This is a genomic window from Streptomyces sp. NTD91 (assembly GCF_059510455.1).
Genome location: NZ_JCAJZW010000008.1, coordinates 110,497 through 135,428, shown reverse-complemented (window position 1 = coordinate 135,428; position 24,932 = coordinate 110,497). Strand labels below are relative to the sequence as shown.

Genomic DNA, 24,932 nt, shown 5'->3' with positions numbered 1-24,932 from the left:
TTGCCGGAGCCGCCCACGCAGCACTGGCCGCGTCATGCTCGCGCCGTTGCCGCACTGGCCTTCACACACCACCCAGTACATTGACGAAGAAGTCGGACACAGAATGAGCCTCAGCTATGCGGTGGTCACAGAAGCCCCGTTGTCGCCCCCAGGCGTACCCATCGATCTCCTCAAAGAGTTGGCCTCGAGCCTCGACAGGCTCGGTCCGGTCGTGGACAAAGCCCTAATGCAACTCACCGTCGAAGAGACGGGCCTCGCGCTCAACTCCCTCGACACAAGGGACCGGCAGGCGATCATGCGAACCCTCGGGTTCCGCAGGGTCGTACCACGTCGTTTCGGTCAGGCGCTGAGTGAACAGGTTCTCAGGCGGATGCAGCGGCGGGAACCGGCCGTGGAGCGGTGCCATGCCGCATCGCACCTCACCAACCGCATTGTGGCCGACATCGTTCGCGAGGCCATGGGACACATCCCAGACCGCCGCAGTGGTAACCCTGTCGATCGGTGGGGTGCCCGGCTGATCCGCCTTGCGCTCTTCTCCCGGACCCAGGCGTCGGTCTTCGACGCACACCTCCTCGTACGGGCCGCTGAACAGGACTGGTATGGGACGGAGGCGGACGACGACGCCCGAGAGGCAGTGCGCGCGGCGGCGCAGCGGATCGTCGATGCGGCTCCGGACTACCATCCCGGCACCGCGTTCGACGAGGACGGCGACGGCGACGACGTGAAGGGGAAGACCGAGGTCGAGCTCGCGGGAGGGAGTCCGGAGACCGCTGTCGCACCGACGCCTCGTCAACCTCACAATGTGGTCGAAGAGGACCAGGCGCAGAACCCGCCCGTGGATCGGATCACGCTCCAGAACCTCGGTTTCCTTAGGGAAGAATTAGTGAGCGCGGTCGGCCAGGCGCAAGACGCCGCCGATCGCGTGCGGCTCTCGCTACAGGACGGACGTCCGCCGGCCGCTCCCGATCTGGAAACCCTTGCCGCGGTCGAGCAGGCTTTCGCCTGCGCCCGAACGAGGCTCGCTGAAACCGGCCTCACTGACGTCCCCGATCGTCTCGATGATGTCCTCGCGGTTGTCGACGCCTTCCACGCGACTGTGGAGCGAAACGAGAAAAAGGACGGGACCCGCAGAGCCCTCGCCACAGTTCTCACCCTCGGCTGCCAGCCGGACAGCGCAGTGGCGGGCGTGATCGCGGATGCCAGGCAGCGTGCCGAAGGCCTCCTTGCCAAGCTGCAATGGGACGAGCAGGACGATGCCTGCGCCGACTTCCTCACCCTGTTGGTGCGCCTCGTCGAAGTGAAGGACGAACAAGCCTCCCAGCAGACGCTCGTCGAGATTCAGCAGCAGTTGTCCCTGGCCCACCCCCCGTACGCCGTGGCTGCCGTGCTGCACGACCAGATCACGATGATGCCCTCCCAGGAGCTGGCAACCACGCAACAGACGGTGGCCGAAGGGCCTACCGATAGCGCGGAGAGGCGGGACCGGCGGGGCACGGTAGTGCCGGAGACGGGTCCAGCGAACGAGTCTGGCACCGCAGACGCCGACCGGCCCGCGGCAGAGAGGGACGGGGGCTTGGCCATCACCTCGCGTGATTCCGGCTCCGCCACGGCCGAGGAGCCCGTACCGTCGGCTTCACGGTCTGAGTGGCACGTGGCCGACCTCATGAAGAAGGCATCCTCCACCGAGACGGTCCTCCGCCCCGACGTCGACTTGCCGCCGGCCGTTGCCGGTGCGGACGCCGCGTCCAGCCCGGAGATTGGTTTGGCCGGTCACCTGGAGGACGTCGAGCTGATCCTTGCTCGCCTCATCACCGAGAGGCGCTTCGGGCTCGCCGCTCAGCTGTCCAGCGCGGCAGGCCGACCGCGGGCAGAATCCGCGGTGCTGCGCCTGTCCGCCGCATCGGCGTTGCTGAACCCGCGCTCCGAAGGGACCGCACGGTTCGTCGAGGACTCGCTGCGCGAATGGGACGCGCAGGAGGGCGTCGCGGCAGGCGGACTGGAACTGCTCCTGCTGCCAGTCATCGTGAAGGCGGCGTTGGTGACCGGGGCACCGGTCATCGGCGCTCAGCTCAGAGCACTCTCCCCGCATCTGCCTGGCACCCTCCAGAAGGTGGCCGCTGAGGTGGCCGAACGCACCCTGAACAGTGCGCTGGTCCTGGCGCCGCTGCACACCGTCGTCGCCGACGTGTCGCAGACCGAGAACCGACTCCAGGACGCGGTCGAGTCATGCCGGAACCTGCTGGTAGCACCTCGGATGCGGTTTCAGCGGGCCTCCCAGATGGTGAAGCAGTGGCTGCTGCCGAGCGGCTTGTTGGGCAGCGTCCTGACGTCCATCGTCAACGGCTCCGCCGACGCTTCGGACCGTGCCGACGCCCTGCTGCAGCGGCTCGAGCGGACAGCGCACCTCGAGGACGAGATCGACCGGATGGACGGCGAGCTACGCGGCACAGGCGGACGCGTCATCCACGGGTCCGGGCGCAACAATGTGCGTCAGTTCCTGGAACGTGTGCGCGCCGCCGTGTGGGAATGGAACATGATCCAGCGGGAGCTGGGGAGCGCGCGATCCGAGGAGACGGCATGGGCCGCGGACTCGGTGGCTGGCCTGAGACTGTCCCTCCTGGGACTGCGCAAGGGCGCCATGAGCGACCTGGCGTCCGCCGGTCAGCGGTCCCGTCCTGTAGCGAGAGCTGCTGCCGCTGCCTCCGAGGAGATGTTCACAGAAGTCTTCGACGAACTCGACTCGGGTATGTCCCCGGCGCTTCACGCGATCGAGACTGACGTCTCGGAGTTGTTGGACGTCGAGCTGTACAAGCTGCCGGACTGGCCTGGCACGGTTCCCACCGTGCCCGCCCTGATCGCGGCCGTGGACCGGACGTGGGAGGAGGCGATCGGCTTTCAGACCGCGCGGGACGGCTTCACTGCCGTACGTACGCTCCTGAATCTCGCGGAGCGGGGGGTCCTGCCCGCGGGCCACGCCCTGGAATCATCCGGTGACCGCCTCGCCCGCCTCGTGCAGACGGAGAAGGAGCGGCACCGCGTGCTCGCTGAAAAGGCACGGGCACTCGGGGCGGAACTTCGCCGAGCCCAGGCGGACGGTGCCCTGACCGACGAGCAGGACGTCAACCTCCAGGAACTTCTTGCCGACTCCGCACCCCAAACGGAGAGCGGTTCACCGCGTGAGCTGTCGGTGATCCGGCGCAACCTGGACCGGCTGGCCGAGCTGATTCCGCACCACCGCAAGGAGGCCGCGGACCGGCTCCGGGCGCGGCTCACTGCCCTGCCGGCAGTCAGCCAAGACGATCGCAGGCGCGTTCTGCACAATCTGGACACAGACAGTCTGGCCACCGCCGCGGAACTGGTCTACTTCCTCGAACTGGGCGAGTCGGTCCCGGAGATCAGGGCCGAGGACTCGCACCTGGAGATGTTCTTCCCCGCCGTGCCCGACGCCCTGCCCGGAGGTGTCACCCCCGACATGATTGAGGCTGTCCGGTCCCGCAGACAACTGTACGAGTCGGCGGTGCTGGACTACTCGGTCCTGTCCGAGGGCGCAGCCGAGCGAGCCGCCGACGCCCTCGAACGCTGGGCGAAACTGGCCTCGACCCGTGACCGAGCCAACATCAATCCGCGGGTGGACTTGATCCCGGCTTTGTCCCTGCTCGGCTTCGAGGCGAGGAAAGCCCTGCCTTTGCGTGAGCTGCGGTACGGCAACGACTATCGCTTCTTCGAGCTCGCCGAGACGGAAGTCACCGGCAGGGCCTGGGCGCCTGCCTTCGGCTCGCAGATCAAGGACCGCGGCAACAAGCTGCGCGCCCTGCTCATCTGGGGACGTCCGGCGGCGAAACTGCTAATCAGCCGCATCTCCCAGGATCCCGACGAAAGCAGCCTACTCGTCGTGCACTTCGGCACCATCGACAGCAGGACGCGCACCGAACTAGCCTGCGCCTCGCAGGGCGGCAAGCCCATTCTCGTGGTCGACGACGCGGCACTGGCCTACCTCACCGCGCACGGCAATAGGCGGGTCGACGCCGCCACCGAGATGCTTCTGCCCTTCTCCGGAGTGAACCCGTACATCAAGGAGAAGCGGGGACAGATCGGCCGTGAGATGTTCTACGGACGTGATCGCGAACGCAAGAGCATTCTCGACCCGGCCGGGACGCAGATCATCTACGGCGGCCGCGGGCTAGGAAAGTCGGCGCTGCTCGCCGACGCGGGCGACCGGTTCGTGGAGCAGCGCCCCGGATCGCACCGCAAGCTCTACTTGAACCTCGACAAGATCGGCATCGGCAAGGGCACCGCTCTTGGCGCCGCGGTCATCTGGAACACGCTGGACCAGGAGCTGACCAAGGAAGGCGTCCTCGAGGAGCCCCGTCGCAGAGGCCCGAAGTCGGAGCCGTGGCAACGGGTCACGGAGGGCATCGCCACTTGGCTGGATCAGGACTCCGATCGGCGGCTGCTCATCCTCCTCGACGAGTGCGACCGGTTCTTTGAGGCCGACGTACCCGAGTGCACGGAGACCCGCCGGCTGCGCGGCCTGGGTGACGACTCACGTGGCCGAGCGAAGGTCGTTTTCGCCGGTTTGCACTCCGTGCAGCGCTTCACCCGCCTTGCCAGGAACGGACCATTCAGCCACCTCGCCCAGACACCGACCGTCGTCGGACCGCTCACGCCGCAGTTCGCCGCCGATCTGATCGTCCACCCGATGCGGGCCCTGGGATTCGAGTTCGAGGACGTCGACCTCGTCAACAGGGTCCTGGGATTCTGCTCGTACCAGCCCTTCTTGCTGCAGATCTTCGGCAGCCGGATGGTGCAGGTCATGCAGGACAAGCGGGCACGGCAGCCGCTGCTTCCCCCGCCCTACACGATCGAGGCGGCCGACGTGGATGCAGTGGAGCAGGATGCATCTCTGCGCTCCGACATCACGGCGGCCTTCAAGGACACTCTGGCCCTCGACGACCGCTACAACGTCGTGGCCAACGTCCTTGCCCAGCACGCTCGCGACAACGGCCTGGAGACCAGGCTCAGCGACCGGGAACTGCGCGACGAGTGCGCCGGTTGGTGGCCGCAGGGCTTCGACAAACTGGACAGCGAGGGTTTCCGGGCCTATCTGCAGGAGATGGTGGGCCTCGGCGTCCTCGCACCGAACCACGATGGACAGGGCTGGCACCTGCGCGGACCGAATGCCCTGCGCATGATCGGCACCGCTCAGGAGATCGAGGCACGCCTCCTGGGTGCCGAGCGGGAGTACCGTCTGGAGGAGGCCGTCGTCTTGGAGAGCCGCCCTGGCCTCGACGACGGGCGCCGGTCCGCACCGCTGACGATCAACCAGGTCGACTACCTGCTCGGTGAGCGGAGGAACCAGGTTCGTGTCGTCCTCGGCACTCGCGCGACGGGCATTGGGGACGTGGAGCGCACTCTGCGGGACGCGACGGGCCGGGTGGCCGGCTGGATCCTGCCACCGATCGGCAATGCCAACACCTATCGCAAGCAACTCGCAGCGGGCCAAGCCAGAGAACGACGCCTGCTCATCAGCGACCTCGCGCTGGGCAGTGACAAGTCTTGTCGGCAGTCGCTCGAACAGGCCAGGACGATACTGCCCACCGTCGCGGAGGCGACCCGATCGGTGGTCCTGGTGTCGAGCCCCGAACAGCTCGGCTTCTGGCGCGACCTGCTCACCGCCCCTGAGACGGCCGGAGGGGACGACGACACCGTGGTGGTGCTGCGTCGCTACGACCGGCGTGGCCTGAGGGACTGGACGCAGCAACACAGCGCCTACGAGACGGAGGAGCGGCTGACCAAGCTAGCTGCGATCACCGGAGGCTGGCCGTTCCTGCTGGACAAGGTCCTGGACCTGCGCGACCAGCACAGGGATCAGGACAACGCCCTGGAAGAGCTGGAGAAGTGGCTGACCCGCAAGGAGAACGCACGAGAGTTCGTCGATGCTGTGGGCCTTGCGCAGGACACCCTGACCGACACGGACGGTGAGGACGACCTGGTCAGGCGTGGCTACGAAGCTGTGGTCGAAGAACTCGGCGCCGGATGGAACCCCGAAGGCGACTGTGTGACCGCGGCTGAGCTCGCCGGTCTCACTGAGGAAGACGCACGGTGGGCCCTCACCTGCCTGGAAACCCTCCAGGCCTTCGACAGGGACGACACCCGCCTGCGCGTCGAGCGGGTGCTCCACGCGGCGCTCGGCACCCTAGGCTCCTAGGAATGATCAAGGCGTGGGGGCCGTGACACGGATCCGGCCCCCATGGCCCTGATGGCCTGCGCTGCTCTCACCGGCCGGCTTTCCGAGTGCGAGGCTCATCGCGACGTCGCCCACTCGGGGGCGGCCACAACCGCCGGATGACAGAGATCCGCGTCAGTCGGCGATGGGCTCCCAGATCACCACGCGTCGTGTATCCAAATGGCCTTATGCCGCTCGATCGAGCCTCGCTCACGGCAGCACGGGACAACCCATGCACCATGGGCCAGGTCGGGGGCTCCGTTGCCGAGATCGCTGCGCGTCTTGGACGACCAACTACGGCGACACCCCTGGTGACCTGCGCTGTACCATTGTGCCAACTATCTCTCTGATGCCGATACTCCAGTGGCAGAATCTAGTTGGCATTACTGCAGGTCAGGATCGTCAGCTAGTGCCAACTAGCAATCCTGGTCACACCTGCGGGCATGGGCGACCCCGGGCTGTTCACGCCGAACTCCGTGACCTGGCAGATGCATGGCGACCCCATGATGTGGGTCGCCGGCATCCGCGCGCTCTACCTGCAGGCCCTGCACCCGCGCGCGGTGCGCGGCGTCATGCAGAACTCGGACTTCCGCAGCGACGCCTGGGGCCGTCTGATGCGCACCGCGAACTTCGTCGGCACGACGACGTACGGCACGACCGAGGCCGCCGAGCGGGCCGGCGCGCGGGTGCGGAAGATCCACAGCATGCTGAAGGCGACCGACCCGGACACCGGTGAGCGCTACGGCGTCGACGAACCCGAGCTGCTGCTGTGGGTGCACTGCGCGGAGATCGACTCCTACCTGCACGTCCTGCGCCGCTCCGGCTTCCCGCTCACCGACGCCCAGGCCGACCGGTACACAGCCGAACACCGGGTCAGCGCGCGCCTGGTGGGCCTCGACCCCAAGGCCGTACCCGCGAGCCGGGCCGAACTCGCCGCGTACTTCGACGCGGTGCGGCCGCACCTGGCGGCGGGACCCGAGGCACGCGCGGTGGACGACTTTCTGCTCCGTCCTCCGACGCATCCCCTCCTCGTCCCCGCGCGCGAGGTGCTGTGGCGGCGCGTGGCGCACCTGGCGTACGCCGCTCTGCCGCCGTACGCCCACGCGTTGTACGGAAGACCGGCCCCCGCACCGGCGGCCGTCACCCGCCGACTGCGGGCCGCGGGCGCCCTCCTGCGGTGCGTTCCCGCACGTGTGCGCTGGCAACTGCCGCCCAAACACATTCTGCGAGCCACGGCGAGGCTGGGACCGCAGGCGCGTCCGGCACCGTACAAAGTCGGGCGATAGGCCGCCATACTGGACGAGCAGGGGGGTGTGGTGCGGATCCGGCCGACGCGGTGCGGCCGGGCGCGGTGCCGCGGTGGCCACCCGGCGGCGGGGCGGACGGCGACGGGGGCGGCGGATCGCTATGGGGGAGAACAGGCTGGTTCAGGGCCGGTACCGGCTGCTCGACCTGATCGGGCGTGGCGGGATGGGCGAGGTGTGGCGGGCCAGCGACGAGTCCCTTGGCCGGCAGGTCGCGGTGAAGTGTCTCAAGCCGCTCGGCCCGTACCACGACCCGTCGCTCGCCCCCGTCCTGCGGGAGCGGTTCCGCCGTGAGGCCCGAGTGGCCGCCGCCCTGTCCCACCGCGGGGTGACGGTCGTCCACGACTTCGGCGAGTTCGACGGGATGCCGTACCTGGTCATGGAGTTGCTGGACGGCCGTGACCTGAGCCGGCTGCTGGCGGACAACAAGGGGCATCCGCTGCCGGTGGACGAGGTGGAGGACATCGCCGACCAGGTCGCCGTCGCCCTCGAATACACCCATCGGCGAGGCGTCGTGCACCGCGACCTGAAGCCGGGCAACATCGTGCGGCTGACGGACGGAACGGTGAAGATCTGCGACTTCGGCATCGCTCGGCTCGGCCACGGCATCGGCTTCACCGCCCGGCTGACCGGCACCGGCGTTGCCCTGGGCACCCCGCACTACATGTCCCCGGAACAGATCGTCGGCGACGGTCTGGACCAGCGCAGCGACCTGTACTCGCTGGGCTGCGTGCTGTACGAGATCGCCACCGGCGCACCACCGTTCGACCTTGAGGACGCCTGGGCGATCCTCATCGGCCACCGCGACACCCCGCCCCGGCCCCCGCGCGCACTGCGTCCGGACCTGCCCCGCCGCCTCGAGGGGATCATCCTCGGCCTCCTCGCCAAGCGACCCGAGGAACGGCCTTGCGATGCAGCAGAGTTGGTCAGTCGGCTCCGGGCCGATCGGCCGAACGGCACCCGGGTCAGGGGCGTTGAGGTCCAGGAGGGCAGAGGCGCAGCCCGCCTGCCGTCCTGGACCTGCGGCCTGACCACCGGCCACAAGGCACTGGGCACGGGACCCGGCGCCCTGCCCCCGGACGCGGGGGCGGCACTGTCGGGCCGATGGAGCGCACCCCGACGGGAGGCGGAGCCGTATCCGGCAGGAGACCTCGGTCACGTGGCCGCGTCCGGCCACCGGGGGTCGGCGGCCGCTCGACGGGCCATGCCGGTACGGCGCGCGGAGCGCCCAGGCGCCGAAGGCCCCAAGGCCCTGGCCGGCCGACACGAGTCCGCCTGCGCGTTGCTCCGCGCCGGCCGCGTCACCGAGGCGCTGGCCGCCTACACGGACCTCGCCGAGACCGGTGCCCGGTTGCTCGGCGCCGACCACCCCGACACCCTCGCCGCCCGGCAGGACACCGCCTATGCGCTGGGTCGGCTGGGCCGGCACTTCGAGGCCCACCAGGTGTACACGGAGGTGCTGGCCGCCCGGGTGCGCGTCCAGGGGACCGACCATCCCGACACCCTGCGCTGCCGGCACAACCTCGCCTGCGCGCTCGGCCGGCTCGGCCGCCTGGACGACGCCTGCCGCACGGCCCGGGAGGTGGCCGCCGTCCGGGCCCGGGTGCTCGGCCCCGACCACCCCGACACCCTGGTCTCGCGCTGCGAACTCGCCTACGTCCGGGGCCAGTCGGGTTGTTGGGAGGAGTCGCTGGACATCTACCGCGAGGTCGCGGGGGCCCGGGCCCGGGTCCTGGGCGCCGACCACCCCGACACCCTCGCCGCCCGCTACGAGACCGCCCTCAGCCTCGGTCGCCTCGGCCGCGGCGCGGACGCCCTGCGCGAGTACCGTGCGCTGATCACGGACCGCACCCGCGTGCAGGGCCCCACCCACCCCGAGACCCTGCGCGCCCGGCACGGCCTCGGGGTCAACCTCGGCCGGCTCGGACGCTGGGAGGACGCCCTCGCCGAGGCGCGGGACGTCTGTCTGCTCCGCGAGCAGACGCTGGGGCCCGCCCACCCCGACACGCTGGTCAGCCGCCGTGAGGTCGCGGTCGCGCTCGGCTGGCTGGGGTGCTGGGCGGAGGCCCTCACCGAGTACCGCCGCCTCGCCGTCACCCGTGAGCAGAACCTCGGCCCGGACCACCCCGACACTCTCGCCGCCCGCGGCGACGAGGCGCACTGCCTGGAACGGCTCGGCCGGAGCACCGAGGCGGGGGAGCTCTACCGCAGGGTCGCGGTGGTCCGCCGCCGGCTCGCACCGGGCGGAGCCTGACCACCCGGGTCGCCGACCGCCCGAGTCGTCCGGCCCGAGGAGGACGCCGGGAGCCGCGCCCGGGTACGTCGCCCGGCACCGGCCGCGGTGTGCGACCTCGGGCCGTCCGGGTGAGGCGTGTGAGGGGCAGGCCCTCTCCGTGGCCGTCCGTTCGGGGCCCAGCGACCCGGTCTCCCCGCCCCCCACCGCCCGGCCCGGCCGCCCCCCACCGCCCGGCCCGGCCGCCCCCCACCGCCCGGCCCGGCCGGCTCAGGCCGCCGGCGCGGTCACCCGGCCGAGACCGCTCCGTCCCCGGGCGGGGCATGCCTCTGGCCGTCGTGGATCATCGCGTGTTACGAAGAACCATGCCTGCCAACGCACACACCCGCACCTACGACGCCGTCATCGTCGGCGGCGGACACAACGGCCTGGTGGCCGCCGCCTACCTGGCCCGCGCCGGCCGTTCGGTCCTGGTGCTGGAACGGCTGGACCACACCGGCGGCGCCGCGATCTCCACCCGCCCCTTCGCCGGCGTCGACGCCCGGCTTTCGCGCTACTCGTACCTGGTCAGCCTGCTGCCGCAGAAGATCGTCCGGGACCTCGGACTCGGCTTCCAGGTGCGCGCCCGCACCATCTCCTCCTACACCCCGGCGGAGCGCGACGGCCGGCCCACCGGACTTCTCGTCGGCGGCGGCGAGCAGCGCACCCGGGAGGCCTTCGCCCGGCTGACCGGCGGCGAAAGCGAGTACGAGGCCTGGCAGCGCTTCTACGGCATGACCGCGCGCGTCGCCGAGCGCGTCTTCCCCACCCTCACCGAGCCCCTGCCCTCCCGTGACGAACTGCGCCACCGCATCGACGACGAGACCGCCTGGCGAAGCCTGTTCGAGGAGCCGATCGGCGTCGCCGTCGAGGAGAACTTCACGGACGACCTGGTGCGCGGCGTGGTCCTCACCGATGCCCTGATCGGCACCTTCGCCGACGCCCATGACCCCTCCCTCACCCAGAACCGCTGCTTCCTCTACCACGTCATCGGCGGTGGCACCGGCGCCTGGGACGTGCCCGTCGGCGGCATGGGCGCCCTCACCGACGCCCTGGCCGCGGCGGCGCGATCCGCGGGCGCGGTCATCGCGACCGGGCACGAGGCGGTCCGGATCGCCACCGACGGAAACCATGCCGAGGTCACCTACCGCACGGCCGACGGCGAGGGCGTCGCCGCCGCCCGGCACGTCCTGGTGAACGCCTCCCCGCAGGAGCTGGCCACCCTGACGGGCGACCCGGCACCCGAGCCCGCCGAGGGCGCCCAGCTCAAGGTCAACATGCTGCTCACCCGGCTGCCGAGGCTGCGCGATGCGGCCGTCGATCCACGCGAGGCGTTCGCCGGCACCTTCCACATCGCCGAGGGATACCAGCAGCTCGCCACCGCACACGCCCAGGCCGCCGCCGGTGAACTCCCCGCCGTCCCGCCCTCGGAGATCTACTGCCACTCCCTGACCGACCCCACCATCCTCGGCCCCGACCTCGCCGAGCGCGGTTACCAGACGCTCACCCTGTTCGGCCTGCACGCCCCGGCCCGGCTCTTCGACCGGGACAACGACGCCGTACGCGAGGAGCTGCTGAAGTCGACCCTGGCCCAGCTCGACGCCCATCTCGCCGAACCTCTCGCCGACTGCCTGGCCACCGACGCCGACGGTCGCCCCTGCATCGAGGCGAAGACCCCGCTGGACCTCGAACGGGACCTCAGGCTGCCCGGCGGCAACATCTTCCACCGCGCCCTGTCCTGGCCCTGCGCCGAGGAGGCTTCGGGCCGTTGGGGAGTGGAGACCCGGCACGCGAACGTCCTGCTGTGCGGCGCGGGCGCCGTGCGCGGGGGAGGAGTGAGCGGCGTACCGGGACACAACGCGGCGATGGCGGTACTGGAGACCACCTCGTGACCCGGGGCCGCCGGCCATAGATCTGACGGATCGTCAGCTATCTCTTCCCTCCTCCGACAGGCTGCGGCATCCTGCGCGCATGCAGACGGAGCTGAGCAGGAAACTGGGAATCGAGCACGCCGTCTTCGGCTTCACACCGTTCCCCGCCGTCGCCGCGGCCATCAGCCGGGCCGGCGGCTTCGGCGTGCTCGGCGCGGTCCGCTACACCGATCCCGACGAGCTCACACGCGATCTCGACTGGCTCGACGCGCACGCCGGCGGCCGGCCCTACGGGCTGGACGTCGTCATGCCCGCGAAGACGGTCGGGGGCGTGACCGAGGCCGACATCGAGGCGATGATCCCCGAGGGGCACCGGCGGTTCGTGCGCGAGACGCTCGCCGAGTACGGCGTTCCCGAGTTGGCCGAGGACGAGGCCTCCGGGTGGCGGATCACCGGCTGGATGGAGCAGGTCGCCCGCACCCAGCTCGACGTCGCCTTCGACCACCCCATCAAGCTGCTCGCCAACGCGCTCGGTTCCCCGCCCGCCGATGTCGTCGCCCGCGCCCAGGACCGCGGCGTGCTCGTCGCCGCCCTCGCGGGCAGCGCCCGGCACGCCCGCAAGCACCAGGAGGCGGGCATCGACGTCGTCGTCGCCCAGGGCTACGAGGCCGGCGGCCACACCGGGGAGATCGCCACCATGGTGCTCACACCCGAGATCGTGGACGCCGTCGACCCGCTGCCCGTCCTGGCGGCCGGCGGCATCGGCAGCGGCCAACAGGTGGCCGCCGCGCTCGCGCTGGGCGCGCAGGGTGTGTGGCTGGGCTCCGTGTGGCTGGCCACCACAGAAGCGGATCTGCACTCACCTGCCCTGACCCGCAAGCTCCTCGCGGCCACCTCCGACGACACCGTCCGCTCCCGCGCCCTCACCGGCAAACCCGCACGTCAGCTCCGTACGGAGTGGACCGACGCCTGGGACGACCCGGCCGGACCCGGCACCCTGCCCATGCCGTTGCAGGGACTGCTGGTGGCCGAGGCGGTGTCCCGGATCCAGAAGTACGAGGTGGAACCGCTGCTCGGCACGCCGGTCGGGCAGATCGTCGGCCGGATGACCGGCGAACGCAGCGTGCAGGCCGTCTTCGACGACCTCACCCGCGGCTTCGAGAGGGCCGTGGACCGCATCAACAGCATCGCCGGAAGGAGCGGCCGATCGTGAGCACACCCCCCGCCGGATTCTGGGCACAAGCCGCACAGCACCCCGACCGCACGGTCCTCATCGCCCCCGACGGCGAGGCATGGACCGCCGGACGCCTGAACGCGGCCGCCAACCGGCTCGTCCACGGCCTGCGCGCGGCCGGCCTGGGACGCGGCGACGCCTTCGCCGTCGTCCTGCCCAACGGCGCGGAGTTCATCGCGGCCTACCTGGCCGCCACCCAGGCCGGGTTCTATCTGGTCCCGGTCAACCACCACCTCGTCGGCCCCGAGATCGCCTGGATCGTCGCCGACTCCGGGGCCAAGGTGGTCATCGCCCACGAGCGGTTCGCCGACCAGGCACGCGCCGCCGCTGACGAGGCGGGACTGCCCGCCACCCGCCGGTACGCGGTCGGCGAGGCAGGCGGCTTCCGGCCGTACGCCCAACTCCTGGACGGACAACCGGAGTCACCACCCGCCGACCGGGAGCTGGGCTGGGTCATGAACTACACCTCCGGTACGACGGGACGGCCGCGCGGCATCCGCCGCCCCCTGCCCGGCACGGCGCCCGAGGAGTCCCATCTGGGCGGCTTCCTCGGGATCTTCGGCATCAAGCCGTTCGACGACAACGTCCACCTGGTCTGTTCGCCGCTGTACCACACGGCCGTCCTGCAGTTCGCGGGCGCCTCCCTGCACATCGGCCACCACCTGGTCCTCATGGACAAGTGGACCCCGAAGGAGATGCTCCGCCTCATCGACACCCACCGGTGCACGCACACCCACATGGTCCCGACCCAGTTCCATCGCCTGCTGGCCCTCCCCGACGCGGTGAAGGCCCGCTACGACGTCTCGTCGATGCGGCACGCCATCCATGGCGCCGCCCCCTGCCCCGACCACGTCAAGCGGGCCATGATCGACTGGTGGGGCCACTGCGTGGAGGAGTACTACGCGGCCAGCGAAGGCGGCGGCGCCTTCGCCACCGCGGAGGACTGGCTGAAGAAACCCGGCACCGTGGGCAAGGCCTGGCCGATCAGCGAACTCGCCGTCTTCGACGACGACGGCAACCGGCTCCCGCCCGGCCGACTGGGCACGGTCTACATGAAGATGAGCACCGGCGGCTTCTCCTACCACAAGGACGAGGCCAAGACCCGCAGGAACCGCATCGGCGACTTCTTCACCGTCGGCGACCTCGGATACGTGGACGAGGACGGCTACCTGTTCCTGCGCGACCGCAAGATCGACATGATCATCTCCGGTGGGGTCAACGTCTACCCGGCCGAGATCGAGGCCGTGCTGCTGTCCCACCCGGCCGTCGCCGACGCCGCCGCCTTCGGTGTCCCGCACGACGACTGGGGCGAGGAGGTCAAGGCGGTCGTCGAACCGGCCCCCGGGCACGAGCCGGGCCCGTCCCTCGCCGCCGCCCTGCTCGATCACTGCACGCAGCGGCTCGCCGGCTACAAACGGCCGAGAAGCGTCGACTTCGTCGCCGAGATGCCCCGCGATCCCAATGGCAAGCTGTACAAACGGCGGTTGCGGGACCCGTACTGGGCGGGACGCAGCAGGCCCGTGTGAGCAGCGGGCGTCACTCGGCCCGGGCCCATCACGGCTTCAGGAGCGAGACGGAGAGCAGCCCTCCAGGCAACCGGCGAGGCCCGAGGAGTCGGTGCCCATTTTGCGGTACACGCTGGACAGCAACTGCCGCACGCCCTGCTCGGTCAGGCGCAGCTCCTTGGCGACCACCGCCGCCGGATGCCCCTGGACGACCAGTTCGGCGGCGCGGCGTTCCTGGGCGGACAGGGTGTCCGCCTGCACGTAGCGCAGCGGAAGCGGGCGCAGACCGGCTGTCGAGAGCTCCGTCCTGGCCCGGGCCGCCAGCGCCTCAGCCCCGCAGTGGACGGCGCCCTCCAGCCCTTGGTAGAGCCGGTCGGCGGCCTCCTGCAACCGTCCGTTGCGGGACAGCGCGGCGCCGTGCCCGATCTGGGCGCGGGCGAGTTCACAGGCGGCGGGCGACTGTTCCAGGTGCTCGACGGCCTGCGCGTACAGATCGAGTGCCGCCGGACCGCCGGTCACCTCGGCCAGGGTGTGCAGGGCCTGGCCGACGGCGGAGGCGGAGCCGAAGCGCCGGGCGCGCCTCACTGCGTCCCGGGCATGGCCGGCCGCCTCCTCCGGCGCGGTGGGGGCGAGCGCGGCCGCGAGCCGCGACTGCCACGGACACCACGCCGGATTGCGCCAGCCCCGCCCGTCCAGCCACTCCCCGACCGAGTACAGCAGCGGTACGGCTTCGGCGTGCCGTCCCTCGGCCAGGAGCAGTTCCGCGTAGACGGTGCGGGGGTCGGGATAGACGACCGCGTTGAGCGTCGTCTCACCGAAGTGGTGTTCGTCCGCGACGGCGCGCGCCTCGGCGACGCGGCCGCGGGCCAGCAGCGTCTGGATCAGGATGCCGAGGGCGAACCACTGGGCGGGGACCGCCCCTTCCACCTCGCCGGCGATGCGCAGACCCTCCCGGACCAGATCGTCGGCCTCGGCCAGGCATCCGCGGCGGTACCGGATGTAGCCGGCGAGTGTCTGGCCGAGGGCCAGGTGGGACCCGCGCCACCCCTTGGCCTCGCACTCCGCGATGCCCTTGCCGAACAGTTCTTCGGCTCGTCGCGGCCGGTCGCCGTACATGAAGACCAGTGCCACCGAAGCGGGTACCTCGAACCCCCGGTTCTCGTCGGTCCAGCTCATGCCGCCGTGCAGGGCCCTCTCGGCATACGCGAGCGCGGTCTGCCGCGGTTCGCCCCGCAGGACGGCGTCCCAGGCCCGCAGTCCCAGGATGGAGCGCTCCTCGAGGCTGCGGCCGGGCAACTGCTCGGCCAGACGTGCGAGGGTCCGCGAACGCGCGGGTGAGTCGCGGTCGTCGGCGCTGAACATGCCCCAGACGAACTGGTCGGCCTGCATACGCAGTTTGACACGCGGGTTCCTGGCCTGTCCGGCTTCCTCGGTGGCCACGCTCACGGCCTCGGCCAGCTGATCGGTGTGGGCCAGAGCCTGCGTCAGCCGGAACACGATGGAGGCGCGTAGCTCGGGGTCGACATCGGGCTCGGCCAGGGCCTGGCGCAGGTGCCTCACCGTGGCCGTGGGTTCGATCAGGAACGTGGCGCACGCGAGTTCGTGCAGGACGGCGGGACGGTCCTCGGGAAGGGGCGGTTCCCGCAGTGCGCGGCTCAGCAGACGCCGGGCGGCCTCGGTCGCTCCGGCGCGCAGATACTCGCGAGCGGCCTCGCGGAAACAGGTGACCGCCTCGCGCCTGCCCTCGCAGGGGACCTCCAGCAGATGGCGGGCGGCTGCGGTGGGGCCGAGTCCCATGGCCAGCACGGTTTCCCCGGCGGCGTTGTGCAGGCCGGCCCGGAAGGCCGGGCGGATGGACTGGTAGATCGTCGTGGCGATCAGGGGGTGGACGAACTCGATCTCGCCGTCGGTGCCGTGGCCGTCGGCCAGGATCCTGGCCGCGCGCAGCCTCCGGATCGTCCCGGCCGTTTGCTCCTCGCCGAGCGCCGCGATGGTGGCGGCGAGCTGCGGGGAGAAGGGTGAGCCCAGTACGGCCGCGATGTGCGCGAAGCGGACCGTCCCGGTGTCGAGCCGCTCCAGCCGCTCGATCAGTCCCGGACCCTTGATCGCCGCGGCGAGCTCGCGCATCGCGGGCAGGTCGTCCTCGGTGCCCCGGAGGTGGCGCTCACCGAGTCCGATGGCGAGCTCCACCGCTTCGAAGGGGCTCCCGCCGGTGGCTGACCAGCATTCCTCGCAGAACCGTTCCTCGGCCGTCGCGCCGAGTTCCTTCCTGACGATCCGGGCCACGCCGTCGGGGGTGAGCAGCGACAGGTCGTGGGGCCGCTCCCCGTGGTGTCCCGCGAGCGTGCGCAGTTCGCCCGCCTCCGGCGGCAGTTCGTCGGACCGGTAGGTGGCCACGATCAGCAGGGGGAGGTCATCCACCCGTGGGGCGAAGGAGGCGAGCCACTTCAGGGACTCGGGGTCCGCCCAGTGCAGGTCGTCCAGGAGCAGGACGACGGGGGCCTTGTTCACCGTCAGGCGTGTCATGACCCAGTCGAGACCTTCGCGGACCCCGGTCGGGTCGGGGGCGGGGACGGGCCCCTTCGCCTCGAGGCCGAGCACGGCGGCCACGATGTCGTACCAGCTTCCCAGGAGGTCACGGAGCTGGGCCGCGTCCATGGTGGCCAGGGAGGGCTGCAGCAACTGGCGCACCACGCGGAACGCAGACCCCTGTTCCGCCTCCCCGCCCCTGCCCGACAGCACCGTGCATCCGTACTTCGCGGCCCGTTCCCGGGCCTGTGCGATCAGTGCCGTCTTGCCCAGTCCGGCCGGCCCGGTGAAGGCGAGCAGTCCCCTGCGCCGCGCCCGCGGCCGGCCGTCCCTGGTGCCTCGCAGCTCGCGGAACGCGGCGTCGAGGGCCTGAAGCTCCCGGGTGCGCTCGATCAGCGTCTGTTGCTCCGGGACCGGTTGGCGCGGCTCCATCGCCATGTGCCGTACCGCCTTCATGGGGTCGTTCGGCCGTGGAACCCGAGGGTACGCCCGATCCAGATCCGGCAGGCCCGACGGGACACCATGGGATGAATCCTGGAGCCGCGAGGTGGGAAAATGCCCGCCCGCTGGGTATGAGACACGGATGCGCTCCGCTCGCCCGGCGCCTTCGCCGAGTGCGCCGGGCCTGTTCACGGCACGGCGGGCACCGACGCCACATCGGCGTAGCGGGGCACCGTGCGGGACCAGTGGTAGCACCCGCCGATCCAGCCGGTCATGCCCTCCACGTAGCCGACGCCCGCGGGGCTCAACTGCGGTTCGACCTCGGCGCGGAGCTCTTGGACCTCCTCGATCGTGCCGTTGATCTGCCGGATGGCCAGAAGGACGGCGGCCTGCAGCGAGCACCGGTGTTCGCGCTGCCGGGCCAGGGCCAAGTTGATCATGTCGCCCGCCCGCTGCTCCTTCACCGCGGAGAACAGGTCCGGAATCCACACCGCCGCGTCGGCCGACAGCCGGCCGATCCGCTGCACGAGGGGGTGGTGGAGTTCGCGCGGGGACAGTTCCCGCGGCTGGGCGGCCTCGCACAGCGGGTAGAACGGCTCGACGCCCGCGGTCAACGACCGTACGGCGGTGCAGACTTCGGTCCGCAGGAGGGCGGGCCTGGTCTGGGCCACCGCTTCGTACAGCAGGCCGTGCACGTATTCGCGGCTCTTCCAGGCCCAGCGCGCGGCCTGCCCGGGCGTGCACCGCTCACGTACCCGTCGGAGGAGATCGGCCAGAGCCGCTCCGAGACGGGTGCTGGGTGGTCGGCCGTCCCGCAGGATCGCGACGCTCTCGCACAGCATCGGCAGGAGCCGGTCCGGAGAGCGCCGACCGAGGTCCTCGGCGCGGTCGTCGAAGACGAACTGATAGGCGATCTGGTCGGCCGTGATCTGCAGGAGCCCGGAATCCACGGCGGGGCTGTTGCAGGACGCGAGTTCGGCGGGGCGGGTCCGGGTGATCATCGCCGTCACGCCTGGTTCGTCACTCAGCCCCCACGTGCTCAGCCATGTGTCGACGCCGGCGGCGGCCTCGGCCTCATGGGGATTGCGCAGGAACGGGAAAGGCATGTGGAGGTGGGTGTCTATCAGGTCCCTGAGAGTGGGAAGCGCAGTCCGGTCCGGCACGCCGGCCGTGGTGTCCTCATGCGTTGCCGACAACGTGGTCACCTGCCGTTCGGGGCTCCGATGCGCGCTGGGCGGCCGCTGCCTGTGCACGGTCCTCGCAGGCCATGACCAAGGAACGCGGCCCCATGGTGATGCCGGGGCGCGGGGGCCGTTCGACGAACCCCGGCAGATGGCGCAACCGTCGGCGGCCCGCGATGGTCGCGAGCGCCGCAGTGGCCTCCACCACGGCGAACTCGTCGCCGAGGCATTTACGGCTGCCCGTGGAGAACGGCATCATCGCGCGGCGCTGTTCGGCGGTGGGCCGTCCCGGCAGCCAGCGGTCCGGGTCGAAGCGCTCGGGGTCGGGGAACGAGGCGGGATCGTGGTGCAGGAGGTAGGGGCTGTACAGAACGGTGGCTCCCTCGGGCAGACGGCACCCGGCCAGTTCCGTCTCCCTGGTGGTGACGCGGGTGAAGAGCCAGCCGGGGGAGGAGTGGCGCAGCGTCTCCCGGACGACGCACCGGGTGTGGACGAGCTGCGGCAGGTCGTCGGCGCCGGGGCGCCGGCCTCCGGCGAGGACGGAGTCGACCTCGGCGTGCAGGCGGCGCTCCGCCTCCGGGTGGCGGGCCAGCAGGCTGAAGGCGGCGGCCAGACACAGCGCCTGGGTCTCGGTGCCGGTGAGCAGCAGTGTGATCAGGTGGTCGTGGACCTCCTGGTCGGTGATCGGTCTCGCCGCGCCGGCGCCGTGCGCGGCCGCGAGCAGGGTGCCCAGCACGTCGTCGCGCTCGGCCCCCCGGTGCCGTTCCTCGATCGCCGCGTCGATGATCGCGTGCAGGCGGGAGAGCGCGCGCCGGTAGCGGCGGTTGGCGGGCGTCGGGAGGCGGAAGAGGGCGTCGATCGGCACGACGGTGCGGACGAACAGGCCACGGACGACGTCGGTGAGACAGTCCCGTACCTCGGCGGCCGTCGCGTCGTCCAGCGAGTCGGAGAGCAGGACCCGGCTGATCACGCGGGTCGTCAGGGCCGTCATCGCCTCGGTGACGGGCACCGTCCGGCCCGGCTGCCAGGCGCGGCACACCGCCTCGGCCTCCTCGGCGACGAGGTCGGTGTAGGCGGTCACGTGGGAGGGCCGGAAGGCGGGTTGCAGCAGCCTGCGCTTGTCCCGGTGCGCCGACTGCCGGCAGGTGACCAGGCCGTCGCCCATCAGCCTGCCGAGCCTGTCGTAGAGCGGGCCCCCCTTGTCGAAGGCGTGCGGGTCCATGAGCACGTCGTGGGTCAGTTCGGGGTGGCACACCATCCACGCGCGCTGCGGGCCCAGCCGTATCTCGACCAGATCGCCGTGCGCGGGCAGGGAATTCAGAAACGCCAGCGGCCGGCGGTAGAAGGCGATACCGTGGCCGAGGAGCGGGAATATGCCGGGAGCAGTACCTGTCGTCCACGTCCGTTTCCGTTCGGGCTCAGCACGGCTCATGCGTACCTCCTGTCCGACGTGACACGCGAAGTGTGTGGCGCCGTTCCGGTCTTGACCTGCCACCTGTCCTGCCCAGGTTCATCGGCGCGCGGTTTCCGGAAACCTTTCTGCACAGGGGCGCACGGGAGCACGCGGAAGCAAAGAGCTGAATCCGGCGCACGCTTGACCTGTCTGCGCCCCGGCTCCAGGATCATGAGCCATGACCCAGGGACACGGCAGCACGGTCGACGGGGTGCTGCGGCGCAGCGCCCGGCGCACCCCGGCCCGCCTCGCGGTGGAGTACGGCGAGCGTCGCTGGACGTACGAGGAACTCGACGACGCCGTCTCCCGGGCGGCCTCGGTGCTGCTCGCGGAAGGTCTCACGCCCGGCGACCGGGTCGGCGCCTACGGCCACAACTCGGACGCCTACCTGATCGGTTTCCTCGCCTGTGCCCGCGCGGGCCTGGTCCACGTGCCGGTGAACCAGAACCTCACCGGTGACGACCTGGCGTACCTCGTCGGCCAGTCCGGCAGCACCCTCGCCCTCGCCGACCCGGACCTCGCCGGCCGGCTCCCGCACGGCGTGCGGGCATTGCCGCTGCGGGACACCGACGGCTCGCTCCTCGCGCGGCTTGCGGACGCGCCGCCGTACGACGGTCCCGGACCCCGCGCGGAGGACCTGGCGCAGCTGCTGTACACCTCCGGTACGACCGCCCTGCCCAAGGGCGCCATGATGACCCACCGGGCCCTGGTGCACGAGTACCTGAGCGCGATCACCGCCCTGGACCTGAGCGCCGGCGACCGACCGGTGCACGCGCTGCCGCTCTACCACTCGGCCCAGATGCACGTGTTCCTGCTGCCCTACCTCGCGGTCGGCGCGACGAACATCATCCTGGACGCGCCCGACGGGGAGCGGCTGTTCGAGCTGATCGAGACGGGGCGTGTGGACAGCCTGTTCGCGCCGCCCACCGTGTGGATCGGCCTGGCCAACCGGCCCGACTTCGCCACCCGTGACCTCGACGGGCTGCGCAAGGCCTACTACGGTGCCTCGATCATGCCCGTGCCGGTGCTGGAGCGGCTGCGCGAGCGGTTGCCGCGGCTTGCCTTCTACAACTGCTTCGGGCAGAGCGAGATCGGCCCGCTGGCCACGGTGCTCGGACCCGACGAGCACGAGGGCCGGCTCGACTCCTGCGGGCGGACCGTGCTGTTCGTGGACGCCCGTGTCGTGGACGACAGGGGCGAGGACGTGCCCGACGGCACACCCGGGGAGATCGTCTACCGCTCACCGCAGTTGTGCGAGGGCTACTGGGACAAGCCCGAGGAGACCGCCGATGCCTTCCGGGACGGCTGGTTCCACTCCGGGGACCTCGCGGTGCGCGACGCCGACGGCTACTTCACGATCGTGGACCGGGTGAAGGACGTCATCAACTCCGGTGGTGTCCTGGTGGCCTCACGCCAGGTCGAGGACGCCCTCTACACGCACGAGGCGGTCGCCGAGGCCGCCGTGATCGGCCTGCCCGACGAGCGGTGGATCGAGGCCGTCACCGCGGTCGTCGTCCCGCGCGGCGAGGTGACGCAGGAGCAGCTGATCGCGCACGTGAAGGAGAAGCTCGCCCCCTTCAAGGCGCCCAAGCGAGTACTGTTCGTCGCTGAGTTGCCGCGCAACGCCAGCGGGAAGATCCTCAAGCGCGCCTTGCGGGACCGCTTCGGTGGTTAGCCGAGTTCCCGGCCGGCCGGTGTCGCGTGGAGGCGAGCAGACACCCGGCGTTCGTGAACGCGTCCCGCCCGAGCGCCTCCGGGATCCAGACCGTCCGTCGGCCCAGGTCCTCCGGTTCCTGGACCGAGTCCCGGATCAGCGCGGCCGCCCGGTGCTCGAAGTCGACGGTGTAGATCCCGAAGGTTCCGAGGTCCATGGGGTGCTCCCGCGCGAGACGGATCGATCGCTGTGCCTGCTCGATTCGAGATGTCGCAGAATCTCGATGTGAGCCGCAAGGGGGCCGGGTGCGACCGGGGGCAGCGGGGGAGTGGACGCGGCCGGGGACGACGGCGGGGGGAAGGACGACGCGAGGTCTGGAGTGTCTGCCCGAGCTCCGCGACCAGGTCGGCGATGCGCTGCTCGTCCCGCTTGTAGTGGGTCCACTTGCCCACGCGGGTGGCACGGACCAGACCCGCGCGCTGGAGTTCGGCCATATAGGCCTGCACGGTCGACTGGGCCAGGCCCGCCCTGGCCTGGATGTGGCTCACGCACACACCCACCTCGGCCGGATCGGCGATCGGGAAGTGCCGCTCGGGCTCGCGCAGCCAGCGCAGCATCTGCAGCCGTATCGGATTGGACAGCGCCCGCAGCGCGTTGACGAGAGCCGGATCCGGGGCGGGGGCGCTGTCCGTCATGGGTTGGGAGTACAGGGCGGCCACGACGTTTCGCGGTACGTCGATATGACCGCCCCGGCACCTGGTGGCCGGTGCGGCTCCGGCCGTCCCGGCCCGGCTCACCCGGTAGCCCGTGACCGCAGGTCCACGATTCGGCGGATCTTGCCGACCGACCGCTCCAGCGACTCCGGCTCCACGATCTCCACGTCGACGGACACCCCGATCCCGTCCTTCACGGCCGCGGCGATCCTTCGGGCCGCCAGGTCCCGGACCTCCGGGCCCGCGTCCGGGCGCGCCTCGGCCCGGACCGTCAGGCGGTCCAGGCGGCTCTCCCGGGTCAGCCGGAGCTGGAAGTGGGGTGCCACACCGGGCGTGCGCAGCACGATCTCCTCGATCTGGGTCGGGAACAGGTTGACCCCGCGCAGGATCACCATGTCGTCGCTGCGCCCGGTGATCTTCTCCATGCGCCGGAACACCCGTGCCGTGCCGGGCAGCAGCCGGGTCAGGTCACGGGTGCGGTACCGGACGATCGGCATGGCCTCCTTGGTCAGGGAGGTGAAGACCAGCTCGCCCCGCTCGCCCTCCGGCAGCACCTCGCCCGTGATCGGGTCGATCACCTCCGGGTAGAAGTGGTCCTCCCAGACGGTCAGCCCGTCCTTCGTCTCCAGGCACTCCTGCGCCACACCCGGGCCGATCACCTCGGAGAGTCCGTAGATGTCGACCGCGTCGATCGCGAACCGCTCCTCGATCTCGCGCCGCATCTGCTCGGTCCAGGGCTCCGCCCCGAAGACACCCACGCGCAGCGAGGTGCCGCGCGGGTCCACGCCCTGCCGCTCGAACTCGTCCAACAGCGTGAGCATGTAGGAGGGGGTGACCATGATGACGGTCGGCCGGAGATCCTGGAGCAGCTGCACCTGCCGGGCCGTCATGCCCCCGGAGGCCGGGACGACCGTACACCCCAGGCGTTCGGCGCCGTAGTGGGCGCCCAGGCCGCCGGTGAAGAGCCCATAGCCGTACGCCACGTGCACGATGTCGCCGGGCCGCCCGCCGGCCGCGCGGATCGACCGTGCCACCATGTCGGCCCACATGGAAAGATCGTTGTCCGTGTATCCGACCACCGTGGGGCGTCCGGTGGTGCCGCTGGAGGCGTGCAGCCGGCGGATCTGCTCGCGCGGCACGGCGAACATGCCGTAGGGGTAGTTCTCCCTGAGGTCGGCCTTGGTGGTGAAGGGGAACTGGGCCAGATCGGCGAGGGAACGGCAGTCCTCGGGGCGGATGCCGGCCTTGTCGAAGGACTCCCGGTAGAACGGCACGTTGTCGTAGGCGTGCCGCAGTGAGGCGCGCAGCCGCTCCAGCTGAAGCTCGCGCAGCTCCTCGTGCCCGAGCCGTTCGCCCGCGTCCAGCAGGTCTGTCGCATCCGCCATCGAGTCGTCTCCTCCCACACTCCCCTTCCGGGCGACCGATCATTCGGTCGAGTCCGTTCGGCGTCAGTAATTCAGGCCGAGCGGCCCCGGGCAAGAGGGCGACGAAGATTTTTTCCGCGCCGGGCGTGACGGGGAACGGGAGCGTGGGGGCACGGCGGGAAGACGCCGTCACCCGGTCCGTCCGGCCCGGCACCGCCAACCGTTGCGCCGGTCCGGTGCGGAGCGTCATGATCACGGCCATGCCGACCTTCACCACGCTCGACGGCACCCGGCTCGCCTATCACCTGCGCGGCGACGGCGACCCCCTCGTCGTCCTGCCCGGCGGGCCCATGCGCGCCTCCGCCTACCTCAATGACCTCGGCGGGCTGACCGCTCACCGTCGCCTGGCCCTGCTGGACCTGCGGGGCACCGGTGACTCCGGGCGGCCGACGGACCCGGCGGCGTACCGCTGCGACCGCATGGTCGCCGACGTGGAGCTGTGGCGTGCGCACATGGGTCTGGAGCACATGGATCTGCTCGCCCACTCGGCGGGCGCGGCCCTCGCCGTGCTCTACGCGGCCCGCCACCCACAGCGGATCCGGCGGCTGCTGCTGGTCACGCCCAACCCCGCCCCCCTGGGCCTGCGGGCGACCCCCGAGGACCGGCTGGCCGCGGCCCGGCTGCGTGGCGACGAGCCGTGGTTCGCGGAGGCGTTCCCCGCCTTCCGGGCCTGGCTGGCGGGCGAGTCCGACTTCGACGACGTGTTCCTGCCGTTCTTCTACGGCCGCTGGGACGACACCGCCGAGGCGCACGCGGCCGCCGACGCGGAGCAGACCAACGAGGAGGCGGGGGAGCGGTACTTCGCCGACGGCGCCTTCGCACCGGACGCGACCCGGGCCGCACTCGCCGGGCTGACGGCGCCGGTGCTCGTCCACGCCGGGGAACTCGACGGCGGACCCCGCCCGGCCCTCGCCCGCCGAGCCGCCGAGGCCTTCCCGAACGCCGAGGTCACCGTCCAGCCCGGAGCCGCCCACTACCCCTGGCTGGACGACCCCGAGTGGTTCGTGAGGCGCGTCCTCGCCTTCCTCGGCCGACCGGTGGGCGCCGCTCTGCCCTCGGCATAGCAGATGGCCCCGGAGAGACCGCCCGGCCAGGGCTCACCAGTCCCGTCCCGCAGGACCAGGT

The 24,932-nt window shown here is 71.1% G+C and carries 13 protein-coding genes; 8 read left to right on the top strand and 5 right to left on the bottom strand.

All coding sequences use genetic code 11. From position 1 onward, the window contains the following. Positions 1-103 precede the first annotated feature (103 nt). From AC5WRT_RS12115 to AC5WRT_RS12090, 6 genes are all read left to right on the top strand, one after another. Positions 104-6,208, top strand: a complete 6,105-nt coding sequence (locus AC5WRT_RS12115; protein ID WP_496100214.1) for a hypothetical protein — start codon at positions 104-106, stop codon at positions 6,206-6,208. Positions 6,209-6,669: 461 nt separating this feature from the next. Continuing rightward, positions 6,670-7,512 (top strand): oxygenase MpaB family protein, encoded by an 843-nt coding sequence (locus AC5WRT_RS12110; RefSeq protein WP_496093171.1) that lies wholly within the window; start codon positions 6,670-6,672, stop codon positions 7,510-7,512. 121 nt (positions 7,513-7,633) lie between these two features. Further along, a complete protein-coding gene (locus AC5WRT_RS12105) occupies positions 7,634-9,784 on the top strand; it encodes a serine/threonine-protein kinase (protein WP_496093172.1) in 2,151 nt (716 codons plus the stop codon). A gap of 344 nt (positions 9,785-10,128) precedes the next feature. Beyond that, complete coding sequence (locus AC5WRT_RS12100; protein WP_496093173.1) at positions 10,129-11,694, top strand: phytoene desaturase family protein; 1,566 nt, start codon at positions 10,129-10,131, stop codon at positions 11,692-11,694. Between the two features lie 79 nt (positions 11,695-11,773). Further along, positions 11,774-12,886, top strand: coding sequence for an NAD(P)H-dependent flavin oxidoreductase (locus AC5WRT_RS12095; RefSeq protein WP_496093174.1), 1,113 nt, complete (start codon positions 11,774-11,776; stop codon positions 12,884-12,886). Next, complete coding sequence (locus AC5WRT_RS12090) at positions 12,880-14,433, top strand: acyl-CoA synthetase (protein WP_496093258.1); 1,554 nt, start codon at positions 12,880-12,882, stop codon at positions 14,431-14,433. The genes AC5WRT_RS12095 and AC5WRT_RS12090 overlap by 7 nt, the downstream gene beginning before the upstream one ends. A gap of 36 nt (positions 14,434-14,469) precedes the next feature. Here AC5WRT_RS12090 and AC5WRT_RS12085 read toward each other — a convergent pair whose 3' ends face one another. The 3 genes from AC5WRT_RS12085 to AC5WRT_RS12075 all read right to left on the bottom strand — a co-directional run bounded on the left by AC5WRT_RS12085 (position 14,470) and on the right by AC5WRT_RS12075 (position 19,995). Then, positions 14,470-17,379, bottom strand: a complete 2,910-nt coding sequence (locus AC5WRT_RS12085) for an ATP-binding protein (RefSeq protein WP_496093175.1) — start codon at positions 17,377-17,379, stop codon at positions 14,470-14,472. A gap of 191 nt (positions 17,380-17,570) precedes the next feature. Next, positions 17,571-18,488, bottom strand: coding sequence for a (-)-alpha-amorphene synthase (locus tag AC5WRT_RS12080; RefSeq protein ID WP_496093176.1), 918 nt, complete (start codon positions 18,486-18,488; stop codon positions 17,571-17,573). Between the two features lie 73 nt (positions 18,489-18,561). Further along, positions 18,562-19,995, bottom strand: a complete 1,434-nt coding sequence (locus tag AC5WRT_RS12075) for a cytochrome P450 (protein ID WP_496100213.1) — start codon at positions 19,993-19,995, stop codon at positions 18,562-18,564. A gap of 199 nt (positions 19,996-20,194) precedes the next feature. On the opposite strand from AC5WRT_RS12075, the gene AC5WRT_RS12070 reads away from it, so the two are divergent. Then, positions 20,195-21,691 (top strand): acyl-CoA synthetase, encoded by a 1,497-nt coding sequence (locus AC5WRT_RS12070; RefSeq protein ID WP_496093178.1) that lies wholly within the window; start codon positions 20,195-20,197, stop codon positions 21,689-21,691. On the opposite strand, the gene AC5WRT_RS12065 is transcribed toward AC5WRT_RS12070, so the two are convergent. Continuing rightward, positions 21,657-21,887: a hypothetical protein gene (locus tag AC5WRT_RS12065; protein ID WP_496100212.1), complete on the bottom strand. Its 231-nt coding sequence runs from the start codon at positions 21,885-21,887 to the stop codon at positions 21,657-21,659. The two genes, AC5WRT_RS12070 and AC5WRT_RS12065, sit on opposite strands and share 35 nt — an antisense overlap. A gap of 576 nt (positions 21,888-22,463) precedes the next feature. Beyond that, positions 22,464-23,768 (bottom strand): phenylacetate--CoA ligase PaaK, encoded by a 1,305-nt coding sequence (gene paaK / locus AC5WRT_RS12060; RefSeq protein ID WP_496093180.1) that lies wholly within the window; start codon positions 23,766-23,768, stop codon positions 22,464-22,466. Positions 23,769-24,007: 239 nt separating this feature from the next. Here paaK and AC5WRT_RS12055 point away from each other — a divergent pair, with 239 nt between their 5' ends. Then, positions 24,008-24,871: an alpha/beta fold hydrolase gene (locus AC5WRT_RS12055; protein WP_496093181.1), complete on the top strand. Its 864-nt coding sequence runs from the start codon at positions 24,008-24,010 to the stop codon at positions 24,869-24,871. Positions 24,872-24,932 lie beyond the last annotated feature (61 nt).